Here is a 12,575-nt window from a genome sequence, read left to right as displayed (position 1 = left end):
GTGGATAATAGTGAATATGCATCGGAATTTGTTTAATGTTGCAGACAAGGGGGAACCAACCATGCAATCATGGAAGCGTACAATGTGGATCTTATGGTTCGGCGTTCTTCTTTGCAGCTCAAGCTACACGATGTCGGTTCCCTTCCTGCCGCTATTTCTCTTTGATCTTGGTGTCAAAGAGAGCTCCGTGAATCTATGGGCGGGAATTGTTCATTCCTCAGCATTTCTCGTAGGCGCGGTGATGGCTCCTTTGTGGGGTATGCTAGCCGATAAATACGGGAAGCGAAAAATGGTGATTAGAGCCGGTCTTAGCCTAGCCATCATTTATGCGCTGATCTCTTTCGTACAGACGCCGTGGCAGCTTGTAGGTGTTCGTATGCTGCATGGCTTTGTTGGCGGCTTCGTTCCTGCATCCATGTCCATTGTCGCCTCAGTTGCACCGAAGGAGAAGCTGGGCTGGAGCCTCGGAATGATGCAAGCGGGTACGATGACTGGCGGTATTCTCGGCCCATTGTTTGGCGGTCTGCTTGCTGAAGCCTTCGGACTGCGCCGCTCTTTCGTCGTGGCGGGCATCATCATAGCAGCAGCTACGATTGCGGTTATGATTTGGGTGAAGGAAGGAAAAGCAGAGCAGGCAGATGGGGCCACTACAGGCAAGAAGCAAGCAGAACCAGTTACTTACCGAATGGCCTTTCGCAATCGTGCACTCCTGAGCATGCTTCTTCTGCTTGCAACCTTCCAGCTTTCGGTCAATATGATTCAGCCGCTGATCACTTTGCATATCGCTAAGCTGCAAGGCGGATTGCAAGGGGCCGAGCTGTCGGCTGGCTTCGTACTCTCGCTTATCGGCATAGCGGGCATTTTAGCTTCCCCAATCTGGGGGAGACTAGGTGAGCGAAAGGGTTATTATCGTATACTCGTCTTTTGCCTGCTATCGGCAGGGCTGGTCGTCAGCATGCAGTTTTTTGTCCAAGGCTTATGGCTGTTCGCGATCGTACAATTCATATTTGGCTTGTTTATGGCAGGTATTGCTCCTAGTGTCAATACGCTTGTCGTGCAGAGCACGGATGAGCAGTTTAGAGGAAGATCCTTTGGCCTTACGACAAGCGCCAACCAGTTTGGGTCTATGCTTGGTCCGCTTATAGGCGGTCTGCTTGGGTTGGCTGTTGGGATTCATTGGATTTTTGTAGCGACCGGAATGATCATGTTTGCTGCCGGCATCAGTGTATGGCTGATGCGAAAACGCGAGCTTGGACAAGCAAAGACAGGACTAAGAGGCTTATAAGCTGAAAATGATAGAATGCACTCGTTCCTATTTGTCCTAAATTCTGTTATTCTAACGAAGAATAACAGAATTTAGGATGGAGGGTGAGGGGCTATCAAGTCGGTTACTGTTTATGATATTGCTAGGGAAGCTAACGTTTCAGTAGCCACTGTGTCACGTGTTATCAATAACACGGCTCCAGTGAAAAAGTCGACTAGAGATCGTGTTATGGAGCTGATTACGAAGCATCAATTCCAGCCTAATGCACTTGCTAGAAGCCTGTTTAAGAAAGAAACAGGGATGATTGGCGTCATTTTGCCCGATATTACGAATCCTTTTTTTCCTGAGGTACTCTCTGGTTTGGATCGGGAGGCTCGCAGCAAGGGGTATACGTTTTTTTTATGCGATACGGTCTCAACAAATGGAGATTCAGCAGAGCAGTATGTGAGAGAATCGCAATATTTGAACATTTTGATGGAGAAGCAGGTAGACGGCATTGTGATGATCGGCGGTCGAATTAATTTGACTAGACCAAGCAAGGAGCTGGTCAGCGAGGTTGTCGAGGCTAGCAAGCGTGTACCGCTGCTCCTTATTAATGGCAATCTTCCGGGCAAAGGGCTGAACCGCATCTATGCTGATGAGCGAGAAGGAGCACAGCTGGCGACCCAGCATTTAATTGATCTTGGCCATCGGGACATTGCGTTCGTTGGCGGCTACAGCAATATGTCCAATACGTCGGATCGCATCCAAGGCTTCATGAAAACAATGGAGTCAAATGGTCTGTCGATTCGCGAGGAATGGATACGCAATGGAGGCTTTTCCGTTGATAGCGGAAAGGTGTCCTTGAATGAGCTGCTTACGTTTGCGGATCGTCCAACTGCTATTTTTTGTGCAAATGATTTGGTTGCCATCGGTGTGATGAAGGCAGCTCATAAAGCGGGTTTATCGGTGCCGCACGATCTGTCGCTCATTGGGTTTGACGATATTCCGTATGCTTCTAACAGTATCCCAGAGCTGACCACAATATCGTTAAAATGTTATGAGGTTGGGCGAAGTGCAGCAGAGCTGCTGCACCAGATGATTACTAAAAAGAAAGTAAGCAAAAGCACCAAGTTAAGACCAGAGCTGATTGTGAGGGAATCAACCGCTCCGCCTCGCGGGTCGAAATAGCTCTTATGAAAATCGGTTTAAAAAAATACTATTGACAACGCTTTCATTGTTGCATAAAATCAAGATGAAAAAAGTTATTAAGTTTTCGCCAGTGGAAATGTAACCCGTTACATGAAAGCCGGAGGATTACCTTCAAAGCAAGTATCACGTAAATACACATCAGTGAACCGTACAGAAATTGTCTTCTGTTTATGCCGGTCATGGAGTGTATTTATTTTTAAGCATTTATGAAACGGGTTACATGAAACGGGTTACATATTTCGAGCACATTAGTCTATTTCTTTGGGGGTAGAGACATGTTCATGGAAACCAGTGCAGGAGCTGCCGTGCAATTCGACACGGAAGCGGTGAAAATTGAGGGCGTTCCTCAAATTTTGCTATGCGCCTCGTTGTTTTACTTTCGTATTCCGAGAGCGCTTTGGCAGGAGCGGATGGAGCAGCTCAAAGCATTCGGCTATAACAGCATCGATGTTTATTTTCCTTGGAACTACCATGAGACAGCTGAAGGAAATTGGGATTTCAGCGGGGAGAAGGATGCTGCTGCTTTCCTTGCAGCCGCGGCAGAGACAGGCTTGTATGTAGTGGCGAGGCCGGGACCTTATATTTGCTCTGAGTGGGACGGAGGAGCATTGCCTGCTTATCTGCTGACGAAGGGATTGAAGCTTCGGGATAATGATGCTGACTACTTAGGTTATGTTTCCAAATGGTTTGATCGCATTCTGCCTTTGCTGAAGGCAAGCCAATTGGGAGAAGGGGGGACAGTGATCGGTGTTCAGCTCGATAATGAGCTTGATTTCTATGATTGTCAGGACCCCAAAGGATATATAAGCGCACTGCGCGATATGGCTTTAAAGCATGGCATTACGGTTCCGCTCTTCGCCTGTGCAGGCCAAGGCGGCTTGCTGCAAGCCTCTGGACTTGCGGACAGCGTCGTACCGACATGCAATTTTTATCCGGATAATCGTGAGGATCAATTTGAGCAGAAGGTGCTTCATTACAAGGGAATTGTAGAGGAGCTGGGTTATCCGCTGCTAGTGACGGAAACGAACCGATCACATTATCTGCTGCGCAGACTGCTCTCTTGCGGGACTAAGCTTCTTGGACCGTATCTTCAAGTGTCAGGCACAGATTTTGGCTTTACGAATGCGACGAACAACTGGGGCAAGCCGCTCGCATTTATGACTTCGGATTATGATTTCGGAGGCATGATTTCTCCGGAGGGGCATATCCGTGGGGAAGCGTATGAGGGAAGACTGCTTGGTCGGCTGATCGCAGCCTATGGCGCTCCACTTGCGCAGGCTGCGTCCGAGAAAGATGTATCGGCGGAATGGGCTATTGCTGGAGACAGTGAAAGGGTAGCTGGACCCTATGCCTTGCAGCTAAATGGCGGAGGCACCCTGCTGTTCGTTACAAATTTGGATGAGCGGGATAAAGAGGTGTCGATCGTTAGCAGAGACGCTCCCAAGGCGACAGCTGCAGCTGCTTTTACGCTTAAAGGAGGACGTTCTCTAGCGCTCCCTTATCAAGTGCCTCTTGCCATATGGGGCAGCACGGGCATACTGGAGAGCGCCACTGTAGAGCTGTTTCTAGTGAAGCAAACCAGCGCGGGAGCAAGTCTTGTCTTTCATAGTGAGGGTGACGGGAAAATTAGTTTAGCGCTCGGAGAGCCGCTTGATGTGCAGGTTAATAATGCGGTAGCGGTGGCAGGCGAAGGAAAGCTTACTATCAGCTTCGATGGCGTGGAGGATAGCTGTATCACCATCATTACGCCCGATGCACGCAAGCTTAAGCTATTCATTACTAGCAGATTGAAAGCGCTTTATATTGATGGCGTAGATGAAGATAACGATCTGCTGCAGCACGGGGAGCCGTTGCAATACGAGGAAGGTATAGAGGAGGCAGCAAGCGATTGGCGTCTGAGCGTCTTTGCTGCTGCGGAAGCAATGACGGGGCAGTCACCTTCTGGGACCGAGCGATTGACAGCAGAAGAAGCGGATTATTTGGAGCAGGCAGGCATTTACCGAGGATTCGCATGGTATGAAGCAAAGGTACAGCTGCCGGAGGACAATAGGGTAGATGGACTGCTGATAAGGCAGGGCAGTGATGTCGTTTCACTCTACGGCGCTGGCCGCTATGTCGGTACCGTTGCTCCAGGGGGAGGGAGCTCCTTCCTAAAGCTGGATAGCGATTTAGCAAGCGGGGACATCCTAGCACGAGTAGAGATTTGGGGGCATTCAAATTTTGATGATGCCAGGCTCCCGGGACTGCGATTGCACGCGATGAAGGGGCTGACAGGAATTTCAGCTATAACGGAGCGCCACAATCTGAGCCGCAATTGGAGCGTCTACCGGGCTTCGGATCGAGTGCTGCGTAAGGAGCTTGTTGAAAGGCCTGATTGCCGTATGTGGCCGATCGTCAGCTTTGGAGGCTGGATGTCGCCGGATCATCCGGCATTCGAGTATTACCGCAAAAGCTTCCATGCATCAGAAACGGCCAGCTCCTGGACGCTGCATTTCGAGGGCATTCAGTCACTGGCGACACTGTTTGTCAATGGCAAGAAAATTGGAGCCGTACATCCGCTTGATCCTTATGTTGATATTTCGGAGCATGTGTCTGCTGGGGAAACGGTAGAGCTTACCGTATTTGTCGAACGCGTGCTCGCTCTGCCCTCAGGGCAGGTGTATCTGTATGAAGGCAATAAGGCTGGTGATTGGTCCATTACCAGTGCAGAGGAGAATGAGCTTCTCGCGCATGCGGTATCACAGCGTGCACATACACAATCGATAGAGCTGCCGGTTTCATTGGAGCCAGGAGAAGTCGCATGGCTGTATGCTTCAACGCGGAATTCGGAAGCGGGAGCAGGCTGGCGAGCGCGGGTAGTGGGCTCCGGTCTTAAGCTGACCGTATTTTTGGAGGGGCAAATTGTAGGGCGCCTATGGCTTCTGAGTGATTCGAATCGGCCGGTGCTTACAGGCGGAAGTCCCGATTCCTTCTATTTGCCGGGAGCTTGGTTTGAGGGCGAAAAGGGCGAATTGTCTATTCTACTGGAGGCCGTTGACCGGGAGAAGCAAGGACGCTTGGAGGCTATACAATTCATATCCGTCTAGCTTGTGACTACGAGGGGGATTTAGGATGGAAACGACCATGGTCGAAAGGGAGCCACAGAAAAAACTTCAGCGAATGGATGGCGGCAAGCTTAGACGATTTTGGAACAATAAAACACTGCTTCTCATGTGCGTGCCCGCCATTGTCTCTTTTTTCATTTTTGCCTATCTTCCAATGCCGGGCTTGTATCTTGCGTTTATTAACTACAATTATTCCGATGGCATCTTCAAAAGCCCGTTTGTCGCCTTTGAAAACTTTCGCTTTCTTGTCATTAATGGTGATCTATGGCGCCTCTCATTCAATACCGTTGCCTATAATTTGGTATTTATCGTACTCGGAAATGTGCTGCAAATCTTTGTAGCTATTCTGCTTAACGAAATTCGCCGGAAATGGTTCAAAAAAATAACACAAACGTTAATGTTCCTCCCGCATTTTATATCCGCCGTTCTGATTGGACTGATTGCCTACAATATTTTAAGCTACGATTACGGCTTGCTGAACGGTATTTTGCAATCGTTTGGCATGGAGCCTGTCAAGACGTACTCCGATCCGAAAATATGGCCGTTTATTATCGTACTGACCTACCTTTGGCAGTCGACAGGTTATGGCTCCATCATCTATTTTGCAGCGATTATGGGCCTTGATAATGAGATTATTGAAGCTTCAGAAATCGATGGTGCCAATGCGTTTCAACGCATTTTGTATATCGTGCTTCCGTGGCTTAAGCCAACCTTCATCATCCTGATGCTGTTTTCGCTAGGCGGTATTCTGAAAGGGAACTTTGGGTTGTTTTTCAACTTGGTAGGCGCTAATAATACGGCCTTGTACCCGACGACGGATATTATTGAAACGTATGTATTCCGCGCTCTCATGACGAATTTCAACTTTTCAATCGGCAGTGCTGTAAGTCTTTATCAATCCGTATTTGGTTTCTTTGTGGTATTAAGCGCCAACTGGCTCGTAAAGAAGACCTCACCCGAAAACTCGTTATTTTAGGAGGTGTCAACGATGGAAAAAACAGAAGAATCACGCAGTATTCGAACTGATGTCAGCGGTATGATCGTCAAGGGCTTTGGCTATCTCTTCATATCACTTTTTGCTTTATGCTGCTTATTGCCCTTCCTGCTTGTCCTTGGCACCTCGTTCACCTCAGAGAGCTCGATAAAGAAGCATGGTTTTAACATTTGGCCGCGTGAATTCAGCACCTTTGCCTACAAAATTGTATTTGAGAATCCCGATCTCATCATCGGCTCTTATATCGTAACATTAGGAATTACAATCGTTGGAACAGTCGTTGGACTCTTCATCGTTGCGATGACTGGTTATGCGCTACAGCGTCCTGACTTTGGCTATCGCAACAGCATATCGTTTTTCATTTATTTCACGACATTATTTTCCGGCGGGCTTGTTCCGTTCTATCTGCTTATGACGCAGTACTTAAGCCTGAGGGATAATTATTTGGCTGTGCTGCTCCCGGGATTGCTTAGTCCATTCTTGATTATTATGATGAAGAGCTTTGTGCGTTCGATCCCTCATGCCATTACCGAATCTGCTAAAATTGATGGAGCAGGCGACTTCACGATTTTTCTAAAGCTGATTCTCCCGATGACGACACCTGCTTTAGCGACCATTGGTTTGTTTATTGCCCTAGGCTATTGGAATGAATGGTATAACTCCATGCTGTTCCTATCCCCCGATATGAAGTATCGTCCGCTCCAGCTGTTCTTGTACAAAGTGGTGACATCTGCTGAATATGTTCGTAATTCAGCTGCAGCCTCTAATGTTGAGCTTCGGGATGTACCGCTGGAATCGATGAAGATGGCAACTGCCGTAGTTGCCACCGGACCTGTTATTTTTTTCTACCCATTCGTTCAGCGTTATTTCATTAAAGGGATTACAGTTGGTGCTGTAAAAGGCTGATGTGCCGGGGGCCGATAACCGGTCTCTTCACATAACGGGCGATGCCCGATTTATGAAAACAAAGGGGAGAATTGCGATGTCTAATTTCAAGAAGGTTTCCGCTTTGCTAATTGCAATCATGATGATCATAAGTCTTGCTGCTTGTTCAGGGAGCAACAACGGGGCAAACAAAGGCACTAAAAATGAGGGAGGTAAAAACGAGGGGAAGGGAAGCACGAATCAGGCCACCGACAATAAAGGAGCCGATACGTCCAAGTTCGTTAAGATTAGTCACGTCGTTCTCGGCGATAAGCCGACAAACGGCCAATTCGAGAAGGTACTCGCAGAGGTTAACAAAATTATGAAGGAAAAGATTAATGCGGAGCTGGAATGGAAATGGGTCGAGTGGGCGGATTGGCAAACGAAATACAACCTGCTGCTCGCATCCGGGGAACCCATTGATTTGATTAACATTGGTACGGACTGGCTCGATACATGGGGCAACGCGCAGCGCGGCGCATTCATGAATCTGAATGATTTGCTGCCGGAGTACGCGCCGCAAACGTGGAATTCGATTCCGGAAGAGGATTGGGCGGAGAGCAGATATAATGGGGATATCGTCCTGATTCCAGAAAATGATTATACGCAGTGGGTCAACCACGGCTTCTTCTACCGCGGAGACTGGGCGAAGGAAGCGGGTATAACCGCACCAATCCAAGATTGGGAAGGCATTGGTAAATATCTGCAGTATGTGAAGGATAATAAAGAAGGCGTCGTACCATGGGATGCGGTTGCATCAACAAGCATTTGGGGCGGCTATGCGTCATCCTATACCGATGAGTTGGAGCTTCCGATCTCGACTGGTTATTTGCCGGTCTATACGACCAAATCGTTTGATGAGAAGTTTACGGTTGTCAGTCCAATATTCGAGGATACGTTTCTGAGATTTGCTAACCAAATGAAAGAATGGGCGGATAAAGGCTACTGGCGCGAGGATGTCCTGAACAACAAAAATGATAACCGTGCCTCACTGCGCGCTGGATTATCCGGTATGGATCAGCATCATACCCAAACCTTCGGCGGACTTCGCGTACAGATGGATAAGGATCAGCCAGGCTCAGAGCTGCAAATGTTCCCATTCGCACGGACGGGCGGCAACAACCTGACGGAGCTGTCGATTACACATGGCGGTACATCAGTTGGCGCACATAGTAAAAACCCAGAGCGGGCACTGATGGCGTACGATTTGATTCGCAATGATAAACAAATTTATCAGCTCATCAGCTATGGTTTAGAAGGGGTACAATATGAAATTAAAGACGGCAAGCGCGTACAGCCTGCAGGCTATGACGAAGTGAAGGATTCCTTCTCTGCTAACTTCTGGGGCGGACGTGTCGATAAATTCGAAATTCCGAGCATAACGACTTGGGATCAGCTCGAGGAGACGCTTTATGCAGAATACGATAAAATTAAAAAACCGTATCCTTATGGTCAATTCGTATTTGATAAAACGCCGGTTGAAGCAGAGCTTACGGCTATTACACAGGTTACGGGCGAGCTAGGGCCTGCGATTACGTACGGAAAAGTAAGCGACCCAGCTAAAGCCGTCGAGCAATTCCGCAGCAAGCTGAAAACGGCTGGCTATGATAAGGTACTGGCAGAGCTTCAACGTCAAATGGATGCTTATAAGAAGCTGATCGAGGGCTAACAGAGGCTCAAGGAATGAAGCGCAAGAGGAGATGCCTGCACGAGGGTGCAGCATGCTCGCTTGCGCTTTTTCCATTTCATTGAGCTTAAATTCTCATTTTGGACAATCACAATCAAATCACAGCCTAGCTTAGCTAATCTCAGTAAAGTGGCGTTTTCATCCTTAGTGCTACAATGGAGCTAACGTTTCTGAAAGCGGATTCACACTTTATAAAAAAAGGCGGAGAATATATGAATTTATCTACGATTGCTGTTCAGCTGTATACGCTAAGAGATTTTTGCAAGACCGAGGCGGATTTGGAGCAGACGCTGCTGAAGGTAAAGGAAATAGGCTATGAAGCAGTCCAAGTCTCGGGCATAGGTCCAATTGCACCAGAAAGAGTAAAGGAGCTAGCTGATGCTGCAGGGCTTCGTATTTGTGCAACGCATGTGGGCTTTGATTCGTTGCTGAATGATTTTGAGCAAAATGTGGAGAAGCATAAGCTTTGGAACTGCTCTTATGTAGGCATTGGAGGCTTACCGGAGGAATATCGGAGCAGCGGTGAAGGCTATGCAGAATTCGCTAAGAAGGCTTCTGAGGTTGGCAAAAGACTGAAGGAGCATGATTTGCAGTTCATTTATCATAACCATCAATTTGAGTTCCAAAAATATGATGGGAAAACAGGTATGGATATTTTGAGGGAAGAGAGCGATCCATCTGCCTTTGGCTTTGAGCTCGATACCTATTGGGTGCATGTCGGTGGAGTTAATCCAGTTGAAGCTATTCATCAGGTGAAAGGGCGTATGGGCGTTGTTCATCTAAAGGACTTGGAAATTATCGATCATCAGCAAGTATTCGCTGAGATTGGCGAAGGCAATCTCAACTTTAAGGTAATTATTGAAGCTTGCCGTGAAACAGGCGTGGAATGGTACGTGGTCGAGCAGGACGTATGCAGACGCGATCCGTTTGAAAGCTTAGCGATTAGCCTTCGGAACTTAAAACAATATATCTAAGTTGAACTAAACATTTATGTTTTGGTCGCTGCGCGAGAAAATGGTTTCAGCAAGCGACGAAAATCAGCTGCAGCTCTGCAGCTGGTTTTTTCATTGTTTAGGAAATTATGCGATGCTAAAAAATGTGGATAATCGAGTCGAAAAAATAAATAGGGGGGGATCGTTATGGAGAAGCGAGAAACATGGAAGAAACGAGGGATCGTGAAACAGATCTTGAAGGATCATTTTCATGGGTTTTGGGAACTTCATGCGAATCTATTCCCGGAAGAACTGCAGAAAGCGATACCGGAAGCCGTAAACAAGGCAACGCGATGCGGCACGAAGGATATGGGTTACGCGAGATATGAATGTATGGGTTGTACGGAGGGAAAACCGGAACCGGTCATTATCTGTTTTACTTGTAAGAGTCGGTTTTGTCATGGATGCGGAAAGAAATACACCGATGACTGGGCAGAAAAGCAACAGGAGCGAATCCTGAATGTCCCCCATCGTCATACCGTGTTTACGGTACCAAAAGAGTTGAGGAAATACTTCTTTGAGGATCGGAGTCGTTTGAACGAGCTTAGTAAAGAAGTGGCGAAGGTCATCCAATATTACTATCGGCGTAAAAATAAGAGCAAACAGTATGACGTGGGCGTCATTACGGTCATTCATACGTTTGGAAGGGATCTAAAGTTTAATCCGCATATTCATGCCCTGGTTACGGAAGGTGCGTTAGATTGCCATAAGCAGTGGAAGAGTGTGGAGTATATTTCTTTTACCTACTTGAGAAAGTCATGGCAGAAGCTACTTATGGATTTAATGTTGAAGTGGCATCCTGGCGATGCGAAGGTAAAAACGTTGGTAAACCAACTGTACAGTCGGTACAAGCATGGATTTTATGTCAACGCAGAACAACGAATGAAGGATGCCCGTGGAGCGGCCAAGTATATTGGACGTTATCTGGCTCGTCCGGCAATCGCAGAGTATCGCATTATAAAGTATGACTACCATACGGTACATTACTGGTACGAAGATCATCAGACAGGAAAGAGGATCGATGTCGTAGCCCCTGTCATGAAATTCATTTATGCCCTGGTGCAGCATATCCCGCCGAAGCATTTTCGAATGGTAGGCAGGTATGGCCTGTACAGCAGAAGTAAGAATAAGGAGTCGCAAAAGATCATTAACTTATGGCGGTACATGGTCCATAAACAGATTGAAATGACGTTCCCGCCGAAGGAAAAGAGAAGAAAGACGTACCGTCAGCGGATGTTGGAGACTTATGAACGGGATCCGATCGCCTGTCCCTGCTGCAAACAAACCATGTTGCTTGTGGTTATTTGGCATGCAGACTATGGGCGAATTTATTATTATGATGAGGAAAGTGAACGAGCGTATAAGAAGAAATGGGGGGTTCGGGCTAATGAACGAAAGGAAAGGCAAGAAACAGGATAGCGAAAAGGAAGAAGCTGTTGAACTATTTTCCTTTGATGATGAGGAGGAAGAAGTCTTTATCGATTATGTTTGCGTAGATTGCGGATGTTTAGATCCTGTGCCTGATTTCATCGTAGGAGAGTGTTCTTATGAATTAGGACCTGAGGAGAGTCCTGTGTTCGTATGCCCGGAGTGTAACGGAGACTTGGTGAGGAAGAAAGAGCCGGCGGAGAAGTAACCGTCGGCTAGTACGTAAATTCACCGTAGGTGATTTTGTTCTTATGTAGGAAACTATGCATTCTCCGAACCTGTTGATAATGATGCTGCGGCAGCAGCACGAGCTTTGCTGTGGCAGTCAATAATAAGAATGAGTAGTAGCAGGCTATCCTGCACAATTGCAGGGTAGCCTACTCTATTTAATGGATTAGCGCAGCTATCCTGTACGTAAGCAGGATAGCTGCCAACAATGGAGATCAGATGGCTGTAGATGAGCTGAAACGATGAGCTATCATGCGTGAGTGCAGGATAGGTTAGTTAGAGCGTCCCAAAAGCACGAAGTTACTGCAAAAGTGCAGGATAGCTTTAGCGCTTGGAGTAGGAGAAGGGAGGATTGGAGGAGGGCAGCAAGAGCTCTGCCCGTGACAGCCAATAAAGTAGACTTTCCTGCGCATTTGCAGCATAGTTGCCAACAATGGAGACAAGACGGCTGGAAATGAGCTGAAACGGCGAGCTATAATGCGTGAGTACAAGATTGGTTTGCTAGCACGAGTACGAGCTGGTTAGTTACACACCTCAAGAAAAAATGAATACCTGAATTTTACAATTATCACGGGGGCTTAGCTCAGCTGGGGGACCTCTTGCATGGCATGCAAGAGGTCAGGAGGGGCAGTCCGTGCGGACGGAGCGAATGCGGAGGAGCACGGCGTCTGAATCTAACGCTAAAATTCATCGACGAATACGCTTCGTCAGCCATTTCATCCGAAGTGTTATTTTTCATTATGAAAGCGTTATACAGCTGAAA

At 47.4% G+C, this 12,575-nt stretch carries 9 protein-coding genes; all 9 read left to right on the top strand.

The annotated features are described in order from the left end of the window. Nucleotides 1-61: 61 nt before the first annotated feature. The 9 genes from MHI37_RS26910 to MHI37_RS26870 all read left to right on the top strand — a co-directional run bounded on the left by MHI37_RS26910 (nt 62) and on the right by MHI37_RS26870 (nt 11,792). A complete protein-coding gene (locus MHI37_RS26910; protein ID WP_076339264.1) occupies nt 62-1,285 on the top strand; it encodes an MFS transporter in 1,224 nt (407 codons plus the stop codon). A 93-nt stretch (nt 1,286-1,378) separates the two neighbouring features. Further along, entirely contained in the window at nt 1,379-2,434 is a 1,056-nt protein-coding gene (locus tag MHI37_RS26905) for a LacI family DNA-binding transcriptional regulator (RefSeq protein WP_076339265.1), read from the top strand. Nucleotides 2,435-2,730: 296 nt separating this feature from the next. Then, nucleotides 2,731-5,541, top strand: coding sequence for a beta-galactosidase (locus tag MHI37_RS26900; RefSeq protein ID WP_076339266.1), 2,811 nt, complete (start codon nt 2,731-2,733; stop codon nt 5,539-5,541). A 25-nt stretch (nt 5,542-5,566) separates the two neighbouring features. Then, complete coding sequence (locus MHI37_RS26895) at nt 5,567-6,535, top strand: ABC transporter permease subunit (protein ID WP_083676508.1); 969 nt, start codon at nt 5,567-5,569, stop codon at nt 6,533-6,535. Between the two features lie 12 nt (nt 6,536-6,547). After that, nucleotides 6,548-7,459: a carbohydrate ABC transporter permease gene (locus MHI37_RS26890; protein WP_076339267.1), complete on the top strand. Its 912-nt coding sequence runs from the start codon at nt 6,548-6,550 to the stop codon at nt 7,457-7,459. A gap of 76 nt (nt 7,460-7,535) precedes the next feature. Continuing rightward, on the top strand, nt 7,536-9,146 hold the full coding sequence (locus MHI37_RS26885; RefSeq protein WP_076339268.1) for an ABC transporter substrate-binding protein: 1,611 nt from the start codon (nt 7,536-7,538) through the stop codon (nt 9,144-9,146). Nucleotides 9,147-9,376: 230 nt separating this feature from the next. Beyond that, entirely contained in the window at nt 9,377-10,138 is a 762-nt protein-coding gene (locus MHI37_RS26880) for a sugar phosphate isomerase/epimerase (protein WP_076339272.1), read from the top strand. Nucleotides 10,139-10,303: 165 nt separating this feature from the next. Then, on the top strand, nt 10,304-11,575 hold the full coding sequence (locus MHI37_RS26875; protein ID WP_076334764.1) for a transposase: 1,272 nt from the start codon (nt 10,304-10,306) through the stop codon (nt 11,573-11,575). Beyond that, nucleotides 11,544-11,792 carry a hypothetical protein gene (locus tag MHI37_RS26870; protein ID WP_076334765.1) on the top strand — a complete coding sequence of 83 codons (249 nt, stop codon included), beginning with the start codon at nt 11,544-11,546 and terminating at the stop codon, nt 11,790-11,792. The genes MHI37_RS26875 and MHI37_RS26870 overlap by 32 nt, the downstream gene beginning before the upstream one ends. Nucleotides 11,793-12,575: the final 783 nt, after the last annotated feature.

Source organism: Paenibacillus sp. FSL H8-0548, from assembly GCF_038630985.1.
Lineage (GTDB): Bacteria > Bacillota > Bacilli > Paenibacillales > Paenibacillaceae > Pristimantibacillus.
This window is presented reverse-complemented; position numbering and strand designations above follow the sequence as displayed.